Consider the following 18452-nt stretch of genomic DNA (forward strand, 5'->3'; position numbering starts at 1 on the left):
GGGCCGATCGGGGGGCGCGGCGCGGTCTTGTCTGCGGCGGTGCCCTGGCCCCGGGGCTCGCCTTTCGCGTGCAACAGGGCAGGCGCGGCAAATGGGGCAGGCAGGCCGGGCGCCTTCAGGCGGTCCCGTGCCGCAGGGGGCTGTCCATCCGGGCAGCCCGCCGGGGCCAAGGCGCGCCTGCGTCGCCGGGGCCAGAGACCCTTTCGGCGGGCGGCCAGGCGCACCGGGCCAGGGCAAAGAAAAAGCCCGCCGGAAGGCGGGCCGTATGGGTCACAGAGCGGTCATTTGGCCATCGGGCCGATCATCATGACCATCTGGCGCCCCTCCATCTTCGGCATGTTTTCCACCTTGCCGAGTTCCTTGACGTCCTCGGCGATGCGCTGCAGCAGGCTGCGGCCCAGATCCTGGTGCGCCATCTCGCGGCCCCGGAAACGCAGGGTGACCTTCACCTTGTCGCCGTGCTCGAGGAACTTGAAGACATTGCGCATCTTGACGTCGTAGTCGTGGCTGTCCGTGCCGGGACGGAACTTCACTTCCTTGACCTCGATGATCTTCTGCTTCTTGCGCGCTTCGGCTTCACGCTTCTGGGTCTCGTATTTGAACTTGCCGAAATCCATGATCTTGCAGACCGGCGGGTTCGCGTTCGGCGAAATCTCGACCAGGTCGAGTCCGGCCTGCTCGGCCATCTCCATGGCGCGCGAGGGGCTCACGACCCCGACGTTCTCGCCATCGGCGCCGATGAGACGGATTTCGGGTGCCCGGATGCGATCATTGACGCGGGGTCCAGTGTCGCGCGTGGGCGGCGCATTGTGCGGTCGGCGGGCTATCGGAAATCTCCTTGTCGCGGTTGCTCGTCAGGGCGCCAAGGTAGACTTGCACAGGGGGTGTTTCAAGCGGCAATTCCGTGCCCAGGCGGGGCAAAGGGGCGCTTTCGGCTTGCGGTCGGCGATGGGGGGGCACATTCTTGGCGCGAGCGCGCGGGCAGCCGCGTATCCTTTTGGAAAATCAGGCAGGGGAGTCCGGTATGCGGAACCTGGTCATGGCGGCGGTGGCCGCGGTCGTCGCGGTTGGCGGATATCTTTGGTACACGGGCAATGTGCCCGAAGAGCCGGCGCCGGGCGCCAGCGGGGTGGCAGAGGATGTCGCCCGTGAGGCGGACGAGGCTGCCGCTGCCGCCGAGGATCCCGCCAAGGAGATCGCCGAAGAGGCCGCCGAGGCGGTCGAGGCGGTAGACGAGGCCGCAGAGTCCGCCGCAGCCGAGGTGGAGCGCGAGCTGCAGGAGGCCGCCGAGGCCGTCGAGGACGCGGTCGAGTCGCTGGAGGCCACCGCAGCCGAGGCCGCCGACGCCGCTGCCGAAGCGGCGGATGCGGCTGTGGCGGAAGGCGCCGAAGCGGTCGAGCAGGCGGCCCGTGCCGCTGGTGAAGAGGCCGAAGCGGCGCTGGATGCCGCCGCGGACGCACTGGCCGGTGCCATGGCAGACGCGCAGCCGGAGGACGCGGCGGACGCAGCCGAGGCGCCCGAGGAGGCAGCCGAGACGGCAGAGGCTCCCGCCGCTGCCCCCGCCGCCGCGCCGGAAGACACCGCTGAAGCAGCAGAGGCCGCTGACGCTGCCGCCGCTGCACCTGAAGCCAGCGCCGAGGCCGCAGAGGCCGCTGACGCCGCCGCCGCTGCACCTGAAGCCAGCGCCGAGGCCGCAGAGGCTGCTGACGAAGCCGCCGATGCGCCCGAGACCGCAGAGGCAACTGATGCGCCCGAAGCCCCTGCTGCCGCGGCGGATGAGGCCGAGACCGACGTGGCCTCTCTCGATATCGAAACCCTGTTGACCGAAGCGGGTTTCGACGCCGAGAAGCTGACCGCATGGATCGAGGCGTCGGACCTGGGCACGATCGAACAGACCGCCGCACGGACGCTCTTGGTTCAGGCCGAGGAGAACCCGGACAGCCTTGGTGCGGTGCTGGAACAGCTTTCCGGGATGCTGATGCCCGAAGAGTAAGGCCCGGATCGCGGCCCCGAATGCAGGAACGCCCCCGCCGGACGGTCGGGGGCGTTTTCTTTTGCGGGGCCGTCGCGGCGCCGGGCCGTCGCGGCCCGGTTCAGTCGAGGAAGGCCTTCTCGACCACGTAGTGCTTGGGGTCGGAATTGGCGCCTTCTTCGAGCCCGTAACCCTCCAGCATCTCTTTCAGTTCGAGGTTGAAGGCCAGGTTGCCGCAGATCATCGCCCGGTCGGTTTCCGGGTTCAGCGGCTCGACACCCAGTTCCGCGAAGGCCTCGCCCGAGCGCATCAGGTCGGTGATCCGGCCCATGCGGGCGCTTTCTTCGCGGGTCGTGGTCGGGTAATACTTGATCTTCTTCCAGAAGCCCTCGCCGATCACCTCGTTCAGCAGTTCGTCGGTCTTCAGCCCCTCGATCAGCTCGCGGCCATAGGTCAGCTCGCCGGCCTCGCGGCAGGTGTGGGTGATGATGATCTCGTCGTAATCCTCGTAGGTCTGCGGCTCGCGCAGCAGCGAGGCGAAGGGCGCAAAGCCGGTGCCGGTGGCGAAGAACCACAGCCGCTTGCCGGGCAGAAGGGCGTCATGCACCAGCGTGCCCACGGGCTTGGGGCGCAGGATGATCTGGTCGCCGACCTTGATGTGCTGAAGCTTCGAGGTCAGCGGCCCGTCCGGCACCTTGATCGAGTAGAATTCCAGCTCTTCGTCCCAGGAGGGCGAGGCGATGGAATAGGCCCGCAGCAGGGGCTTTTCCTTGCCGGTCTTCTCGTTCATCGCCATCAGGCCGATCATCACGAACTCGCCCGAGCGGAAACGCATCGAGGCGGGGCGCGTGCAGCGGAAAGAGAACAGCCGGTCGGTGTAGTGCCTGACCTCGGTCACGGTCTGGGCATCGGGAACGGCAAGCTTCTTCGCAGCCGGGGCGGCGGAGGCGGTGGTGTCGGTCACGGGCGTCATCTCTGTCATGGTCTCACGGTCCGGTTTGGGTAAACCGGCCTCTCATCTGTAGCTTTGATCTGGGTCAGGGGAAAGGGAGCGGGCCAGCTGCGACCGGGCGGGGGCAATTCCATGGATGGAATTGGCAAAAATCTTCGAAGATTTTTGCCGCCGCCCGGAAATCAGGCGCCGCGCAGGCGGGACTGGTAGTCATGCGCCTGCCAGTCGGCGCGGGCGAGCCACTGGTCCTCGGGCTGGCGCGCGGCCAGCGCCTCGTCGATCTCGACTTCGTCGAAGCCGGCGCGGCGCGCCATGGCGTATTGGTCGGCGATCACATGGCCCCTGGCGCGCAGGCGGCCCCGGAAGCCGCGCAGCCGCAGGAGGCGCGCCAGCGTGAAACCGCGTCCGTCGGCGAAGCTGGGGAAGTCGATGCGGATCATGTCCTCGCTGCTGGCGTCGAGCGTCTCGGGCGCCGTGTCGGACGGCAGGTCGCGGATCGGGCCGTTGTGGGTGTCCTGGGCAAAGCCGGTGTCGGTGACGATGGGCATGGTCGGTGTCCTTTCTCGGGTCGCCCGGGCGCCGGGCCCTTTCTGGCGGGTCTTGCGGGGCCGGGCGTGCCGGTCGGATGGGGCGGTCGGAGGCCTTCGGGCATCGTGATGCGCGGGGCCCTCGGGCGGGGCGCGGCAGGGCGCGCCGGTCAGGCGGATTGCCGCACGGCGCGGCCGTTGACGAAGTGGATGCCGCATTCCTCCTTCTGCTGGCCGCGCCAGCGTCCGGCGCGGGGGTCCTCTCCGGGCGCCACCTTGGAAGTGCAGGGCGCGCAGCCGATCGAGGGGTAGCCCTGCGCCACCAGCGGGTGCCGAGGCAGGCGGTTCTCGTCCATGTAGGCGCGCACGTCCTCGGGCCCCCAGTGGGCCAGGGGGTTGACCTTGATCCGGCCCGTGGAGTCCTCGAGCTCGAAGAATTCGAGCGCCGCGCGGGTGCCGGACTGGTAGCGCTTGCGCCCTGTGATCCAGCCGTCGTAGCCCGCCAGCGCCTGTTCCAGCGGCAGCGTCTTGCGCAGCGCGCAGCAGGCATCGGTGTCGCCCATGCGCAGGGCGCCGTAGGGGTCGCGCTTTTGCAGGGTCGCCTCGTCGGTGCGCAGCACCTGCACGTTCTCCAGCCGCAGCCGTTCCGCCACCTCCTGCTGGTAGGCCAGCGTTTCGGCAAAGAGCAGCCGCGTGTCGATGAAGAGCACCGGCACTTTTCGGTCGACCATGGCCACGAGGTGCAAGAGCGCCACCGATTCCGCCCCGAAGGACGAGACCATGGCGATGCGTCCGGCCTCGGGGTCGTTCAGCGCGCCTTCGAGCACCGCGGTCGCGCCGTGGTGGCGGTAGCGCGCGTTGAGCGTGGCCACCCGGGCGCGCAGGGCCGCGAGATCCGTGCCCGGGGCGGTGTCGGAGCCTCCGGCGGAGGTATTTTCGCCAAGAAGAAACATGAGGGGTTCACTCCGCGGCGACGCGGGCCTCCTGATCGTAGAGGGCGGTCTTGAAGGGCGCCATGCCGAGCCGGTTGAAGGTCTGCAGGAAGGTTTCCTCCCGGCCTGCGCGGTTCTCGAGATAGGCCTCGACGATGCGCTCGATGGCGGGCACGATCTCTTCGGCGGAAAAGCCCGGCCCGGTGCGCTGCCCCAGCGCGGCGGTCTCGCGGTGGTCGCCGCCCAGCGTGATCTGGTAGTTCTCCACACCCGCGCGGTCGAGCCCGAGGATGCCGATATGGCCGACGTGGTGGTGGCCGCAGGCATTGATGCAGCCCGAGATCTTGATCTTCAGCTCGCCGATTTCATGTTCGAGCTTGAGTTCGTCGAAGCGGGTGGCGATCTGCTGGGCGATCGGGATCGAGCGGGCCGTGGCCAGCGCGCAGTAGTCCATTCCGGGGCAGGCGATGATGTCGGACACGAGGTCGATATTGGCGGTGGCGAGGCCATGCGCCTTCAGCTTGGCGTGCACGGCGGGCAGGTCCGACTTGTGCACATGCGGCAGGATCACGTTCTGCTCGTGGCTGATGCGCAGCTCGTCGTGGCCATAGGCATAGGCGAGGTCGGCCATGACGCGCATCTGTTCGGCGCTTGCGTCGCCCGGGGTTTCGCCGTGCTTCTTGAGGCTAATCTGCACGATGGCATAGCCCGGCGCGCGGTGGGCGGCGAGGTTGGTGTCGGCCCAGGACCGGAAGACCGGGTCGGCCCTGTAGGCGGCGTCATAGGCCCCTTCGGGCGCCGTGCGGAAATTCGGGTGCCGGAAGTGGGCCTTGATCTCGTCGAAAAGGGCGAGGTCGGCGCCGTTGAAGGCGGCCCTTGTCTCGGCAAAGCGCTGTTCGACCAGCGCGCGGATCTCGTCGATGCCATGCTCGTGCACGGTGATCTTGATGCGCGCCTTGTACTTGTTGTCGCGGCGGCCCAGCAGGTTCCAGACCGAGACGACGGCCTCGACATAGGGCAGCAGATCTTCCTGCGGCACGAAGTCGTTGATCACCTTGCCGATCATCGGCGTGCGGCCCAGCCCGCCGCCCACGAGGACGGTGTAGCCGATCCGGCCGTCGCGCTGGGTGATGCGCAGGGCGAGGTCATGGGCGGCGGTCACCGCGCGGTCGTTGGGCGAACCGGTGACGGCGATCTTGAACTTGCGCGGCAGGAACTGGAATTCCGGGTGGTCCGTGGACCATTGTCGCAGCAGTTCCGCCACCGGGCGCGGGTCGGCGATCTCGTCCGCGGCGGCCCCGGCGAAGTGATCGGCGGTCACGTTGCGGATGGTGTTGCCCGATGTCTGGATCGCATGCATCTGCACCTCGGCCAGCGCGTCGAGCATGTCAGGGATATCGCGCAGGGCGGGCCAGTTGTACTGGATGTTCTGGCGCGTGGTGAAATGGCCGTAGCCCTTGTCCCACTTCTCGGCCAGCAGGGCCAGTTGCCGCATCTGCGCCGAGTTCAGCGTGCCATAGGGGATCGCGACCCGCAGCATGTAGGCGTGCAGCTGCAGGTAGAGGCCGTTCATCAGGCGCAGCGGCTTGAACTCGTCCTCGGTCAGCGCGCCGTCGATGCGGCGCTCGACCTGGGCACGGAACTGGCGGTTGCGTTCTGCTACGAAGGCGGCGTCGAAGTCGTTGTAGTGGTACATCTGGTCTTACTCCCGGCAAAGTCCTTCGAAGGACTTTGCAAATCCCGTCGACGGGATTGTCTGGTGGCTTTCAGAGGTCGGCTTGCTTGCCGTGACGATGGTTCGAGGGGCCGGTGCGGCGGAATTCCTCGCGGAAATGCGTGGGTTCCGGCCCCTTGTCGCCCGGCACCATGTCAGCGAGGTAAACCCCCACGACCTCGGCGTGGCGCGTGCTGGCCTCGACCAGACGCAGCTGGGCATGGGCCTCGTCGGTCAAGAGTTCGGCCTGGCGCAGATCCGGCGACCAGGCGTCGTCGGCGGTCAGGTAGACCACGTCGCCTGCCAGAAGCGCATTGGCGGTGACGACCTTGGGGGTGAATGCCTTGGGCATCAGGAGACCTCCTGTTGCAGGGAGTTGAGGGCAGCCGCGGCGCGGGGCGCGAGACCGTAGAGCATGAGGGCGGGGCCCGAGAGGCGGGCGTTGGACAGGTCGGGTTCCAGTTGTCCCAGGGTGGTGCCGATGGTGCGCTGGTCGGGGCGCGAGATGTTCTCGACGATGGTCACCGGCGTTTCCGGCGCGGCGCCATGCATCAGCAGGCGGCCCTGGATGAAGCGCGCGGCCTTCTTGCCCATGTAGATCGCGGCGACCTCGCCGGGGCGCGAGAGCGTCTTCCACTCGTGATCGGCGAAGCCCTTCATGTCGTGGCCGGTCAGGATCCGGGCGGCGGTGTTGCGGCCCCTGCGGGTGAAGCTTTGGCCGATGCCCGCCAGCGCGGCGGAGGCGGCGGTGATGCCCGGCACGATGGCGAAGGAAAGGCCCGCGGCCTCGACCGCGTCCATCTCTTCGTCGAGGCGCCCGAAGACGGTGGGGTCGCCGCCCTTCAGCCGCACGACGTGGGCGCCGCCCCGCGCGTGTGCGACGATCAGGCGGTTGATCTCTTCCTGCGTCATCGAGGCGCCGAAGCCCTCCTTGCCGGCGTCGATCAGCAGAGCCTCGCGGCGGGCGAGTTCGAGGATCTCGCCGGTCACCAGTCGGTCGTGGATCACCACGTCGGCGCGGTCCAGCGCGCGGCGCGCCCGCAGCGTCAGAAGCTCGGGATCGCCGGGGCCGCTGCCGACGAAATCGACGTGGCCGGGGGCGTCCTCGCGGGCGAGGTGGCGGGCCAGCAGCCGGTCGAGCGCGTCGTTCGTGGCCTCTTCGTCCCCGGCAAAGGCGCGGGGTCCGGCGTCGAAGTAGTAGTCGGACCAGAAGTCGCGGCGCGGGCGGCCATGGGGCAGGGCCTCCGCCATGCGGCGGAAGGCCTTGCCGATCCGCGCCAGCGGGCCAAGCGTCACGGGCAGGCGGGCTTCGAGATCGGCCTTGATGGCGCGCGCCAGCACCGGCGCCGCGCCCTCGGTGCCGATGGCGACGGTGACCGGGTCGCGGTCGACGATGGCGGGGGTGATGAAGGCGCTGTCGGCGAGGTTGTCGACCACATTGACCATGGCGCCCTCGACGGCGGCGATCCCGGCGGTGCGGGCGTCCTCTGTCGCGTCCTCGTCGGCGGCGTAGAACAGCACGGCGCCCGTCACGTCGCCCGCGCGCAGCGCGCGGCGGTGCAGGGTCAGGCGCCCCTCGGCGGCCCATGTCACGATCTCGGCGGAGGGGGCGGGCGCGTAGACATCCAGCGCGGCCTCGGTCTTCATCAGCAGGCGCAGCTTGGCCAGCGCCGCCTCGCCGCCGCCCGACAGCACCACGCGGGCGCCTGCCGTGTTCACGAAAATCGGGAAATGCTGCATCGCGTCGTCTCCGCCGTTCCTTGCTGTCTATATAGGAAATTTTCCCGCTTCGGCGCCATGCTCTTGCGGGAATAAGGAAGATCGTTCTACGATGAGAGGAGAGGGAGGCGGATGTTCCGTTTTCGCGGTCAAACCGGAACGGCGTATGAAAATCGACGACACCGACAGAAAAATCCTCGGGGAACTGCAACGCGATGCGGGGCAATCGCTGGACGAGATCGCCTCTGCCGTGGGGTCGTCGAAGACGCCGGTGTGGAATCGCATCCGCAAGATGCGCGAGGCCGGGATCATAGGCGCGCAGACCGTCCGGCTGGATGCCGAGGCGCTGGGGTTCGAGGCGACCTTCTTCGTGCTGATCCGCACCTCGGAGCATGAGGCCGACTGGCAGGCGCGCTTCCTCAGGGCCCTGCGCGAGCGCCCCGAGGTGCAGGAGGCGCACCGCCTCGCGGGCGACATCGATTACATCCTCAAGGTCCGCGTGAAGAACGCCCGCGCCTATGACGCCTTCTATCAGGCGCTGATTTCAGAGGTGAAGGTGCACAATGTGACCGCGCTTCTGTCGATGGAAGAGATCAAGGCCACGACGGCGCTGCCGCTGTGAGCCCGCGGCTTGCCTGGGCCGCGACATCGCGCGGGCTGTGCGCGGGCCTGCGCCGCGACGCCGCCCGCGCATCTGTTGCTGACCGAAGGCGCCGGTTCTAGCGCAGGGTGACCTGCAGGGCCTCCAGCCCGTGGAAATGGTAGAGGTTGCCGTAGCGCGGCGCCCCGTCCAGCCGCATGGCGGGAAAGCGCGCCATCAGGATCGGTAGGGCGATTTGCAGCTCCAGCCGGGCCAGCGGCGCGCCGACGCAGAAATGCAGCCCCGCGCCGAAGCTGGTGTTGGGCGCCGCCGCGCGGGCCGGGTCGAAGCGATGCGGGGCCGGCCAGACCGCCGGGTCGCGGTTCGCCGCCCCCAGCAGCAGCGCCACCCGATCGCCGGGGGCGAAGCGGTGGCCGTGCAGCTCGACCGTGTCATAGGCCCAGCGGGTGAACATGTGCAGCGGCGGGTCGAAGCGCAGGATCTCTTCGCTGAGTGCCGCGGCATTGCCGGTGTCGATGCGCTGGCCGGTTTCGAGCAGGGTCTTGATGCCGTTGCCCATGGTGTGCACCGTCGCCTCGTGCCCGGCGTTCAGCAGCAGGATGCAGGTGGCGACCAGTTCGTCCGGCGACAGGCGGTCGCCGGCATCCTCGGTGGCAATCAGGTGGCTGATCAGGTCGTCCGAGGGGGCGCGGCGGCGGTCCTCGACATAGCCGCGCAGGAAGCTGGCGAAGTCGGCGGCGGCGCGGGCGGCGGCGTCTTCCACGGCGCGATCCCGGCGCGCCTGATACATGGAGACCATGGCGTTGGACCACGCCAGAAGCTGCGGGGCCATGGCCTCGGGCACGCCGAGCAGGCGGCAGATCACCACCACCGGCAGCGGCTGGCAGAAGGCGGGCAGAAGATCCGCCCCGGCACCCGTCATGCGGTCGCAGAGGGTCTGCGACAGGGCGGCGATCTCGGGCCCCAGCGCGGCGATGCGGCGCGAGGTGAAGGCCCGCAGCACATGGCCGCGCAGGCGGGTGTGGCGGGGCGGTTCCAGTTCCAGCATGGAATGCGACTCGACCGCGTAGAAGGGCGCAAGATGCGGCGGATGCGGCTCCGCCCTGTCGGCGGGGATCTCGCGGCCGAAGCGGCGGTCGCGCAGCAGCGCCTGCACCGCGCGATGCGACACCGCGCAGGGCATGGCGTAATCCTCCCAGAAGCACAGGTCGCCGCCCGCGCGCATGCGGTCGTAGAAGGGGTAGGGGTCCTGCACGAAGGCGGGCTCTGTCGGGTCTTGGGAGAGATGCAACATGCGTCCCGGTTTGCCCGGCCTTGCCGGTTCTGGCAAGGGCAGGGTATCACCGCGACATGACGCATTCCCGCTTTCCCCGCAGCAAGGCGCTGGCGCTCTTCCTTGGCGCCGTGCTGGGGCTGGGCTGGATCGTCTGGCAGCATGGCTACGGGCAGGCGCTGGGACAGGTCGCGGCCCGCGGGCAATCGGACCTTGCGCTGGCCTCGGACCGGCTGGTGACCGGGTTGCAGCGGTTCCGCTCTGCCGCCGTTCTTCTGGTGGATCACCCGGACCTGCGCGCGCTGCACGCGGGCGGCGACCGCGCGCGGGCCGAGGCGCGCCTGCTGGAAAGCGCCGACCTGATCAGCGCGCACCGGGCCTTTTACGCCGACAGCGATGGGCGTGTGCTGGCCAGCGCCTTCGGGGGGGCGCCGCAGGATCTGGCGGCGCGGCCCTGGTACCGGCGGGCCATGACCGGCGCGCTTGGCTTCGGCCACGAGGTGACGGCGGCGGGCGCCCGGAGCTATGTCCACGCGGCGCCGTCCTTTGCGGCAGACGGCGGGGTGCAGGGGGCGCTGGTGCTGATGGTCGACCTCGACATCCTCGAACGGGAATGGCGTGGCACAAGGCCCTCGGTCTTCTTCACCGATGACAGCGGGCAGATCCTTGTCACCAACCGCTCCGAGATCCTGTTCTGGCGCCGCGACGGCGCGCGGATGGTCGGCCCCGGGGGCGAGGCGAAGCCCCTGCAGGTCTCTCGCGCGGGCGGGCATGCGATCTGGCGCCAGAACCTCAGCCCCTATGTCCCACCGGCCAGCCTGCATCTGACGCGGGCGCTGCCGGTCATCGACCTGACGGCAGAGGCGCTTGTCGATATCGCCCCGGCGCGGCGGCTGGCGGCGCTTCAGGTGGCGGCGGTGGTCACGCTCTGCCTGTTCTTCGGCTCGCTGCTGTTCATCGCCACCGAGCGGCGCCGCGCGCTGGCCGAGGCCAATGTCCTGCTGGAGGGCCGGGTGCGCGCGCGCACACGCGCCTGGGAAGAGGCCAACAGCAGGCTGCGCGCCGAGGTGCGCGAGCGCGAGGATGCCGAGGCGGCGCTGCGCCGGGCGCAGGCCGACCTTGTGCAGGCGGGCAAGCTGAGCGCGCTGGGGCAGATGTCGGCGGGCATCAGCCACGAGCTGAACCAGCCGCTGACGGCGATCCGGCAGTATGCCGAGAACGGCACCGCCTTCCTGGATAAGGGGCGGCCCGAGCGCGCCGCCGACAACCTTGCGCGCATCGCCGCCATGGCGGCGCGCGCCGCGCGGATCATCCGCAACCTGCGCGCCTTCGCCCGCAACGAAAGCGAGCCGATGGGCAAGGTCGATCTGGTCGCCGTTATCGACACCGCCGTCGAACTGACCGAGGCGCGGCTGAAGGCGGATGGGGTCACTCTGGTCTGGGAGGGCGGGCCGCCGGCCTATGCCCTGGGCGGCGAGGTCCGGCTGGGGCAGGTCTTCGTCAACCTGATCAACAACGCCGCCGACGCCATGGCCGGGGAGGCCGACAAGCGCATCGCCATCACGCTGGAGCGCGGGCCGCGCCTGCGCATCGGGGTTTCGGATACCGGCCCCGGCATCGCCGATCCCGACCGCATGTTCGAACCCTTCTATTCCACCAAGGAGGTCGGCGGGGGCATGGGGCTGGGGCTGTCGATCTCTTACGGGCTGGTGCAAAGCTTCGGCGGGGAAATCCGGGGCAGCAATACCGCGTCCGGTGCGGTGTTCACGGTCGAGCTGGAACCCTGGCTTGACGAGGCGGTGGCCTGATGCGCCGCCGGGACGCCGCTCCCGTGCTGCGCACGGATCGCCCCGCCCGCCGTCCCGGGATCGCGGGCTGCGCCCAGGGCGGGTATCTGGACAGGAAAGAAGCAGGAGAGGGTGCATGAACGCGACGGTGCTGCTGGTCGATGACGATGCCGCGGTGCGCGAGGCGCTGGGACAGACGCTGGAGCTGGCGGATCACGCGGTGATCACCGCCGGGTCCTTTGTCGAGGCCAAGGACCGCATCACCGAGGGCTTCGAGGGGGTGATCCTGTCGGACGTGCGGATGCCTGGCCGGGACGGCTTTCACCTGCTGGCCTATGCGCAGCAGCAGGACAGGGATCTGCCGGTGATCCTGCTGACCGGCGAGGGCGACATTCCCATGGCGGTCCGGGCCATGGGCGCGGGCGCCTTCGGCTTCCTTGAAAAGCCCTGTTCGGTGGCAGAGCTGACGGCGATCGTGGCGCGGGCGCTGGCGGCCCGCAGGCTGGTGATGGAGCATCGGGCGCTGCGGGCGGTGCGCGAGACAGGCGACCCGGCCTCGCGGATGATCTTCGGCGCCTCGAAGGCGGCGGAAGAGATGCGCGGGCGGGTGCGTGTCGCCGCCCGCGCCGGCGCCGACGTGCTGATCTCGGGCGGGCCGGGATCGGGCATGCCCAAGGTCGCCGAGGTCATCCACCTGAGCGGCGCCCGCGCCAAGGCGCCCTTCGAGAAACGCGCGGCCTCTGGCCTGAGCCGCGAGGGGCTGGCGCGGGTCTGGGAGGCGAGCCGGGACGGCACGCTGTTCCTTGACGAGATCGGCGCGGCCTCGGGCGATGTGCAGCTGGCGCTGCTGGACCTGATGGAGCAGGGCGGGCCGGTGCTGATCGGCGGCTCGACCGAGGATCTGGCGGGCCGGGTCGCCGAGGGCGGCTTCAGCGCCGATCTCTTCTACCGGCTGGAGGTCTGCCGGGTGCGCATCCCCACGGTCGACGAGCGGCCCGAGGACATCCCGGTGCTGTTCTCGCATTACGTGGCGCAGGCGGCAGAGCAGGCCGGGGTGCCCGCGCCGGTGGTCAGCCCGGACCACATGGCCGGGCTGATGGCGCAGCGCTGGCCGGGCAACGCCCGGTCGCTGATGTCGGCGGCCATGCGTTTCGTGCTGGGAATGCCCGAGGATCTGGCCAAGACGCAGGATCTTGGCCTTGCCGAACAGATGGCGCAGGTGGAAAAGATGCTGCTGGCCGCGGCGCTGGGGCGCCACAACGGCAAGGCGGTCGATGCGGCGAAGGCGCTGAAGCTGCCGCGCAAGACCTTCTACGACAAGCTGGCCAAATACGGGCTGAAGCCCGAGGCCTTCAAGCGCGGGTAGGGGCGGGCGATGAGGATCCGCTGCGCCTGAGGGGGGCGATCCGCGATGCGACCGACGCCGGGTCGCCCAAGGCGGCCGTGGTCGCGGAGAGGGCGCTTTTTCCCTGCCTCGCACGGGTCGGCACGGCGGCCGGGGCGAAGGGCGCGCCAAAGCGCAGGGTCAAAGCGACCCGCCGGGCATGGCCCGGGCGCGGGGCATGGGAACGCGGTGCCTGCGGGCGGTCTTCCCGGAGCGGCGCGAAGGCGGGGCTTGCAGAGAGGCCGACCGCCGGGGGTGGCGCACAGGGGCCCTTTCCGGTTGGGACGGCTGCGCTCGCGGAGGGCGCAAGGGTCGGGGAATCGGTTTCCGGCACTGTGCGGATTTTCGCACATGGGGCGCAAACAGATGTGCGGGATTTCGCACATCCCGCCGTCCAGGGCGTGACCGGCCTCTTGGGGATCCTGGTCAAGCTTTTGATATCAAGTGTCTTTAGTCGAATTTTCCCCCGATTCTCGAATCACCCTCTTGATCGGGTGCCCGGCAGGGCGTTTCCTCACGATATCGGGCACCCGAGGAGGGGCGCCCCGAGATGGTAACATTCGTATCTGGGAGGATACCCATGAAGAAGTTCCTGATGTCCGCCGCCGCGGCAGCCCTTGCCGTGTCCGGTGCAACCGCGGCGCAGGCCGCCTGCGACGATGGCGAAATGGTTATCAAGTTCAGCCACGTCACCAATACCGACCGCCATCCCAAGGGCATCGCCGCCAGCCTCCTGCAAGAGCGCGTCAACGAGGAAATGAACGGCACCGCCTGCATGGAGGTCTTCCCGAACTCCACGCTATACAACGACGACCAGGTGCTCGAGGCGATGCTGAACGGCGACGTCCAGATGGCCGCGCCCTCGCTGTCGAAGTTCGAGCAGTTCACCAAGGTCTTCCGCATCTACGACCTGCCCTTCATGTTCAAGAACATCGACGCGGTCGACGCCTTCCAGGCCTCGGAAACCGGTCAGGCGATGAAGGAATCCATGGTCCGCCGCGGCCTGCTGGGCCTGCAGTTCTGGCACAACGGCCTGACCCAGATCTCGGCCAACAAGCCGCTGATCTCGCCCGAGGATGCCAAGGGCCTGAAGTTCCGCGTGCAGCCCTCTGAGGTGCTGAAGGCCAATATGGAAGCGCTGGGTGCCAGCCCGCAGCCGATGGCCTTCTCGGAAGTCTACGGCGCGCTGCAGTCCGGCGTTGTCGACGGGCAGGAAAACACCTGGTCCAACATCTACGGCCAGAAGTTCTTCGAGGTGCAGGAAGGCATCACCGAAACCAACCACGGTGTGCTCGACTATCTCGTGGTGACCAATGTCGACTGGTGGGAAGGTCTGGAACCGGAGGTCCGCGACCAGCTGGCCACCATCCTCGAAGAGGTCACCAACGAGCGCAACGCCGCCGTGGGCGAGGTCGATGCCGAGGCCCGTCAGGCCGTTCTGGACGCCGGTGGCGAGATCCGCGAACTGACGGCAGAGCAGCGTCAGGTCTGGGTCGATACCATGAAGCCGGTCTGGGAGCAGTTCGCCGACGACGTGGGCCAGGAAAACATCGACGCCGCTCAGGCGATCAACAGCTCGATGTAAGACCAGGGGCCCCGCGCTGGCAACGACCGGCGCGGGGCCAAATGCCGGGGGCAGTCTGACGATGCGCGGGAAGGGGGCCGAGCGGCCCGTCCCCGTGCATCCGCAGGCCCCCGGACCGCCGCCGCACCGGCGCCGCTTTCGGGACAGTCCTGTCATCCTCCCGGCCCGCAGCGCCTTGCCCGTCCTGCCATCCCCGGAGGGAGCCATGTCCCACAACACCCCGCCCGACACCGTCCTCGGGCGCATCGTCGACGAGATCGAAGAGACCTTCATCGCGATCATCCTCGGCGCCATGACGCTGATCACCTTCGTCAACGTCGTCATGCGCTACGGCTTCAACAGCGGGCTCATCTGGGGCCTGGAAATGACGCTGATCCTGTTTGCCTGGCTCGTCCTGTTCGGCGTCAGCTACGCCGTCAAGAAGACCGCCAACCTTGGCGTCGACGCGGTGCTGAACATCGTGCCCGCCGGGCCGCGCCGGATCATGACCCTGATCGCCGCCGCCGTCTGCGTGCTTTATGCGCTGCTGCTGATGAAGGGCGCCTGGGACTACTGGGCCAACTTCGCCAACCTGCCGCAGACCACCGGACGCTGGTTCCCCACCGGGTTCGAAGAGATGTCCCGCACCTCCTACCGGTCCTGGTACGAGATGGTCGACACGCCCATGCCCGACTGGCTGCGCTGGATCGAGCCGCTGATCAACGAGGGCGAAAGCTACGAGAAGATCCCGCGCTTCCTGCCCTATTTCATCCTGCCCTTCGGCGTGGCGCTGCTGCTGTTCCGCTTTATCCAGGCGGCCCTGCGGATCGTCCGGGGCGAGGCCGACAGCCTGATCGTCAGCCACGAAGCCGAAGACGACGTCCGCGACGTCGCCCACATGAACAAGGTAGACTAACCCATGGACGTCGCTCTTCTTTTCGCCATGATCGTCGGGCTGATGCTGATCGGCGTGCCGATCGCCGTCTCGCTTGGCTTCTCGTCGATCATCTTCCTGCTGGTCCTGTCGGACACCTCGCTGGCCTCGATCGCGCAAAGCTTCTACCAGGCCATGGCGGGGCATTACACGCTGCTGGCGATCCCCTTCTTCATCCTCGCTTCGTCCTTCATGTCCACGGGTGGCGTGGCCAAGCGGATCATCCGCTTCTCCATCGCCTGCGTGGGGCACCTGCGCGGCGGTCTGGCCATCGCGGGCGTCTTCGCCTGCATGATCTTCGCCGCCCTGTCGGGATCGTCGCCCGCGACCGTGGTCGCCATCGGCTCGATTGTCATCGCGGCGATGCGGCAGGCGGGCTACACCCGGGACTTCGCGGCGGGCGTCATCGCCAATGCGGGCACGCTGGGCATCCTGATCCCGCCCTCCATCGTCATGGTCGTCTATGCCTCGGCCACCGATGTCTCGGTGGGCCGGATGTTCCTTGCGGGGATCATTCCGGGCCTCATGGCCGGGTCGATGCTGATGATCACGATCTACGTCATGGCGCGCATCCGCAACATGCCCAAGGGCGAGTGGCTGGGCTGGGGCGAGGTCTGGGACAGCTTCCGCGAGGCCTTCTGGGGCCTGATGCTGATCGCGATCATCATGATCGGGATCTACGGCTGGCCCGCACCCATCGTCTCTGTCGTGAATTTCATCGGCGGATCAATGGATTCCGGGGCGATCTTCACCCCGACCGAAGCGGCGGCGGCGGCCTCTGTCTATGCCTTCATCGTGGCGGTCTTCGTCTATCGCGACATGGGGCCTCTGGCGGGCAAGAACGGGGCGCCCAATATCTCGTTCTGGCGCAAGCCCATCGCTCTGGTCACCGCCTTCGTGCACCCGGACACCAAGAAGACCCTGTTCGAGGCGGGCAAGCTGACGGTCACGCTGATGTTCATCATCGCCAACGCGCTGATCCTCAAGCACGTGCTGACCGAAGAGCAGATCCCCCAGCAGGTCGCCAATGCCATGCTCGGCGCGGGTTTCGGGCCGGTGATGTTCCTGGTGATCGTGAACATCATCCTGTTGATCGGCGGCCAGTTCATGGAGCCCTCGGGCCTTCTGGTGATCGTCGCGCCGCTGGTCTTCCCCATCGCGCTGGAGCTGGGCATCGACCCGATCCACCTGGGCATCATCATGGTGGTGAACATGGAAATCGGGATGATCACCCCGCCGGTGGGCCTGAACCTCTTCGTGACCTCGGGCGTCGCGGGCATGCCGATGATGCGGGTGGTGAAGGCGGCTCTGCCCTTCCTCGCGGTGCTCTTCGCCTTCCTGATCATGGTGACCTACATCCCGCAGATCTCGACCACGATCCCGGACCGGGTGATGGGGCCGCAGATCCGGTGCAACGGGCAGACCCTGCCATCGGAACCCTTGGAGCGCGCCTTCTGCGAGGCCCGGATCGAGCAGGGCAGGGTTTTGCCGCCGATGGAGCTGGCGCCCGAGGCCGCGCCTGCCGAGGGCGCCGAGGATGCGGCCCCGGCAGAGGGGGCAGAGCCCGCGCAGAACTGATCCCGCAGAGGGATCACCCGGACCACGAAAAAGGGCGCCCTCGCGGCGCCCTTTGCCTTGTGCGGTGGCTTGTCCGGTGGCTGCGCCTCAGCGGCAGACGGTGACCAGCTTGCCGTGGCGCCAGACCTTCACCGGGTTGTAGCAGACATTCTGGTGCTGGGGCTGCTGGTAGCGCGGCTGCTGCCGGTAGCTGCGCTGCTGGTAGGTGCGCTTGCCGTGCTGGAAGGCCAGCGTGCCCAGCACGCCAAGGGCGATGCCGCCGACGATGTTGCGCTGATCCTGGTTCAGGGCATCCGCCGGGGTGGCGACAGTGAGCGAGGCCGCCATGGCAGCAGCGGCGACGAGGGAGGTGATGGTCTTGGCAGACATAGGGGTGTCCTTCCTGGAATGAGGGGCCTTCCGCAGGTCCGCGCGATGCGGCAGGCGGCTGGCCCAGACCTCTTTCCCTTCCACCCGGGGCGTTGGTTAAGGCAATATCAGGCATTGGCTATCGGATAACACCGGCGGGCAGGGGCGGGATGGACCGGAAAACCGCCGCTGCGGGCGCCTCCGGGGGACCGGGGCGCGAAAGCGGGTTCGAACCGGCTTGAGAAAGGGCCTTCGAAGGCCCTTTCCCGCCTTGAACGGGACCCCTGTGCCCTAGGGTGCGGCGTTCAGCGCCTCGATGATCGGCACGAAGTCGGCCGCCTTCAGGCTTGCGCCGCCGACCAGCGCGCCGTCCACGTTGGACACCGCAAAGATCTCTGCCGCATTGGAGGCCTTGACCGATCCGCCGTAGAGCAGCCGCACCGACCGGCCCACCCCCGCGCCAAAGCGGCGTTCCAGCCGCGCGCGCATGAAGTCGTGCACATCGCCGATCTGATCCGTCGTCGGCACCTTGCCGGTCCCGATGGCCCAGACCGGTTCGTAGGCCACCACCAGGTTCAGCCCCGTTGCGCCGTCCGGGATCGAGCCCGCCAGCTGCCCGCCGATGATGTCGAGCGTGTTCTGCGCCTCGCGCTGCTCCAGCGTCTCGCCGACGCAGACGACCGCCACCAGACCCGCCTCCCAGGCGGCCCTGCATTTGGCCCGCACGTGTTCGTCGTGCTCGTCATGATCGGCGCGGCGCTCGGAATGGCCGAGAATCACGTGACTGGCGCCGGCGTCGGCCAGCATCGCCGCCGACAGGTCGCCGGTGTGAGCGCCCGAGGCCTCGGCGTGGCAGTCCTGTCCGCCGATCGACACGCCCTTGGCCGCCGAGGCGGCCTCGTGGATCAGCGTGGCGGGCGGGCAGATCAGCACGTCCGTCGCGTCGCCGGCGATGCCCTCCATCGCGGCCATTTCGGACAGGGAGGCCCGCGTTCCGTTCATCTTCCAGTTCCCGGCTGCCAGTTTCCTGCGCATCCATTTCTCCTCTCGTGGGTTTGGCCTCATCATTGCGGGGGCAGGGGCGGCGTCAAGGCCGGTCGGCATTGGCGCGGCACTCTGACCGCGAAAGACGGCGAAGGCTCCAGCCGTTTTCCGTCAGGGGCCTCT

General features: G+C 68.5%; 17 protein-coding genes. 7 read left to right on the top strand and 10 right to left on the bottom strand.

The window, feature by feature from the left end:
• Positions 1–281: 281 nt before the first annotated feature.
• Positions 282–827 carry a translation initiation factor IF-3 gene (gene infC / locus ACN5KJ_RS10710; RefSeq protein ID WP_347167902.1) on the bottom strand — a complete coding sequence of 182 codons (546 nt, stop codon included), beginning with the start codon at positions 825–827 and terminating at the stop codon, positions 282–284.
• A 197-nt stretch (positions 828–1024) separates the two neighbouring features.
• On the opposite strand from infC, the gene ACN5KJ_RS10715 reads away from it, so the two are divergent.
• Complete coding sequence (locus tag ACN5KJ_RS10715) at positions 1025–1993, top strand: hypothetical protein (protein ID WP_418593878.1); 969 nt, start codon at positions 1025–1027, stop codon at positions 1991–1993.
• Between the two features lie 100 nt (positions 1994–2093).
• Here the strand turns inward: ACN5KJ_RS10715 and ACN5KJ_RS10720 are convergent, their stop codons facing one another.
• The 6 genes from ACN5KJ_RS10720 to cysG form a co-directional block, all read right to left on the bottom strand.
• On the bottom strand, positions 2094–2954 hold the full coding sequence (locus ACN5KJ_RS10720) for a ferredoxin--NADP reductase (RefSeq protein ID WP_347164989.1): 861 nt from the start codon (positions 2952–2954) through the stop codon (positions 2094–2096).
• A gap of 152 nt (positions 2955–3106) precedes the next feature.
• Positions 3107–3472, bottom strand: a complete 366-nt coding sequence (locus ACN5KJ_RS10725; protein WP_418593880.1) for a DUF934 domain-containing protein — start codon at positions 3470–3472, stop codon at positions 3107–3109.
• A 149-nt stretch (positions 3473–3621) separates the two neighbouring features.
• A complete protein-coding gene (locus tag ACN5KJ_RS10730; RefSeq protein WP_418593882.1) occupies positions 3622–4404 on the bottom strand; it encodes a phosphoadenylyl-sulfate reductase in 783 nt (260 codons plus the stop codon).
• A 7-nt stretch (positions 4405–4411) separates the two neighbouring features.
• Entirely contained in the window at positions 4412–6079 is a 1668-nt protein-coding gene (locus ACN5KJ_RS10735; RefSeq protein WP_418593884.1) for a nitrite/sulfite reductase, read from the bottom strand.
• A 70-nt stretch (positions 6080–6149) separates the two neighbouring features.
• Positions 6150–6449 carry a DUF2849 domain-containing protein gene (locus ACN5KJ_RS10740; RefSeq protein WP_347164986.1) on the bottom strand — a complete coding sequence of 100 codons (300 nt, stop codon included), beginning with the start codon at positions 6447–6449 and terminating at the stop codon, positions 6150–6152.
• Positions 6449–7837 (bottom strand): siroheme synthase CysG, encoded by a 1389-nt coding sequence (gene cysG, locus ACN5KJ_RS10745; RefSeq protein ID WP_418593886.1) that lies wholly within the window; start codon positions 7835–7837, stop codon positions 6449–6451. The genes ACN5KJ_RS10740 and cysG overlap by 1 nt, the downstream gene beginning before the upstream one ends.
• Before the next feature lie 145 nt (positions 7838–7982).
• On the opposite strand from cysG, the gene ACN5KJ_RS10750 reads away from it, so the two are divergent.
• Positions 7983–8438 (top strand): Lrp/AsnC family transcriptional regulator, encoded by a 456-nt coding sequence (locus ACN5KJ_RS10750; RefSeq protein ID WP_347164984.1) that lies wholly within the window; start codon positions 7983–7985, stop codon positions 8436–8438.
• A gap of 97 nt (positions 8439–8535) precedes the next feature.
• Here ACN5KJ_RS10750 and ACN5KJ_RS10755 read toward each other — a convergent pair whose 3' ends face one another.
• On the bottom strand, positions 8536–9711 hold the full coding sequence (locus ACN5KJ_RS10755) for a cytochrome P450 (RefSeq protein ID WP_418593888.1): 1176 nt from the start codon (positions 9709–9711) through the stop codon (positions 8536–8538).
• Positions 9712–9767: 56 nt separating this feature from the next.
• Here ACN5KJ_RS10755 and ACN5KJ_RS10760 point away from each other — a divergent pair, with 56 nt between their 5' ends.
• The 5 genes from ACN5KJ_RS10760 (at position 9768) to ACN5KJ_RS10780 (ending at position 16937) form a co-directional block, all read left to right on the top strand.
• Positions 9768–11498 (top strand): sensor histidine kinase, encoded by a 1731-nt coding sequence (locus tag ACN5KJ_RS10760; RefSeq protein WP_418593890.1) that lies wholly within the window; start codon positions 9768–9770, stop codon positions 11496–11498.
• Between the two features lie 115 nt (positions 11499–11613).
• On the top strand, positions 11614–12843 hold the full coding sequence (locus ACN5KJ_RS10765; protein WP_418593892.1) for a sigma-54-dependent transcriptional regulator: 1230 nt from the start codon (positions 11614–11616) through the stop codon (positions 12841–12843).
• Positions 12844–13441: 598 nt separating this feature from the next.
• Positions 13442–14446: a DctP family TRAP transporter solute-binding subunit gene (locus tag ACN5KJ_RS10770; RefSeq protein ID WP_418593893.1), complete on the top strand. Its 1005-nt coding sequence runs from the start codon at positions 13442–13444 to the stop codon at positions 14444–14446.
• A 205-nt stretch (positions 14447–14651) separates the two neighbouring features.
• The gene (locus ACN5KJ_RS10775) at positions 14652–15341 is read left to right on the top strand and encodes a TRAP transporter small permease (protein WP_347164978.1); all 690 of its coding nucleotides are present in this window, start codon (positions 14652–14654) and stop codon (positions 15339–15341) included.
• Between the two features lie 3 nt (positions 15342–15344).
• On the top strand, positions 15345–16937 hold the full coding sequence (locus tag ACN5KJ_RS10780) for a TRAP transporter large permease (protein WP_418593895.1): 1593 nt from the start codon (positions 15345–15347) through the stop codon (positions 16935–16937).
• A gap of 87 nt (positions 16938–17024) precedes the next feature.
• Here ACN5KJ_RS10780 and ACN5KJ_RS10785 read toward each other — a convergent pair whose 3' ends face one another.
• Together ACN5KJ_RS10785 and tpiA are read right to left on the bottom strand one after the other, a co-directional pair.
• The gene (locus ACN5KJ_RS10785; RefSeq protein WP_347164976.1) at positions 17025–17306 is read right to left on the bottom strand and encodes a hypothetical protein; all 282 of its coding nucleotides are present in this window, start codon (positions 17304–17306) and stop codon (positions 17025–17027) included.
• Between the two features lie 270 nt (positions 17307–17576).
• Complete coding sequence (tpiA, locus tag ACN5KJ_RS10790) at positions 17577–18320, bottom strand: triose-phosphate isomerase (RefSeq protein WP_418593897.1); 744 nt, start codon at positions 18318–18320, stop codon at positions 17577–17579.
• Between the last annotated feature and the right edge of the window lie 132 nt (positions 18321–18452).

This window comes from Ponticoccus sp. (in: a-proteobacteria), assembly GCF_048381735.1.

What these genes read in the sequence shown, in the direction of transcription:
- ACN5KJ_RS10770 (WP_418593893.1), top strand. Translation starts at nt 13,442, where the DNA reads ATGAAGAAGTTCCTGATGTCCGCCGCCGCGGCAGCCCTTGCCGTGTCC.
- ACN5KJ_RS10725 (WP_418593880.1), bottom strand. Translation starts at nt 3,472, where the DNA reads ATGCCCATCGTCACCGACACCGGCTTTGCCCAGGACACCCACAACGGC.
- ACN5KJ_RS10765 (WP_418593892.1), top strand. Translation starts at nt 11,614, where the DNA reads ATGAACGCGACGGTGCTGCTGGTCGATGACGATGCCGCGGTGCGCGAG.
- tpiA (WP_418593897.1), bottom strand. Translation starts at nt 18,320, where the DNA reads ATGCGCAGGAAACTGGCAGCCGGGAACTGGAAGATGAACGGAACGCGG.
- ACN5KJ_RS10730 (WP_418593882.1), bottom strand. Translation starts at nt 4,404, where the DNA reads ATGTTTCTTCTTGGCGAAAATACCTCCGCCGGAGGCTCCGACACCGCC.
- ACN5KJ_RS10735 (WP_418593884.1), bottom strand. Translation starts at nt 6,079, where the DNA reads ATGTACCACTACAACGACTTCGACGCCGCCTTCGTAGCAGAACGCAAC.
- ACN5KJ_RS10715 (WP_418593878.1), top strand. Translation starts at nt 1,025, where the DNA reads ATGCGGAACCTGGTCATGGCGGCGGTGGCCGCGGTCGTCGCGGTTGGC.
- ACN5KJ_RS10720 (WP_347164989.1), bottom strand. Translation starts at nt 2,954, where the DNA reads ATGACAGAGATGACGCCCGTGACCGACACCACCGCCTCCGCCGCCCCG.
- ACN5KJ_RS10760 (WP_418593890.1), top strand. Translation starts at nt 9,768, where the DNA reads ATGACGCATTCCCGCTTTCCCCGCAGCAAGGCGCTGGCGCTCTTCCTT.
- ACN5KJ_RS10740 (WP_347164986.1), bottom strand. Translation starts at nt 6,449, where the DNA reads ATGCCCAAGGCATTCACCCCCAAGGTCGTCACCGCCAATGCGCTTCTG.
- ACN5KJ_RS10785 (WP_347164976.1), bottom strand. Translation starts at nt 17,306, where the DNA reads ATGTCTGCCAAGACCATCACCTCCCTCGTCGCCGCTGCTGCCATGGCG.
- cysG (WP_418593886.1), bottom strand. Translation starts at nt 7,837, where the DNA reads ATGCAGCATTTCCCGATTTTCGTGAACACGGCAGGCGCCCGCGTGGTG.
- ACN5KJ_RS10755 (WP_418593888.1), bottom strand. Translation starts at nt 9,711, where the DNA reads ATGTTGCATCTCTCCCAAGACCCGACAGAGCCCGCCTTCGTGCAGGAC.
- ACN5KJ_RS10780 (WP_418593895.1), top strand. Translation starts at nt 15,345, where the DNA reads ATGGACGTCGCTCTTCTTTTCGCCATGATCGTCGGGCTGATGCTGATC.
- ACN5KJ_RS10750 (WP_347164984.1), top strand. Translation starts at nt 7,983, where the DNA reads ATGAAAATCGACGACACCGACAGAAAAATCCTCGGGGAACTGCAACGC.
- ACN5KJ_RS10775 (WP_347164978.1), top strand. Translation starts at nt 14,652, where the DNA reads ATGTCCCACAACACCCCGCCCGACACCGTCCTCGGGCGCATCGTCGAC.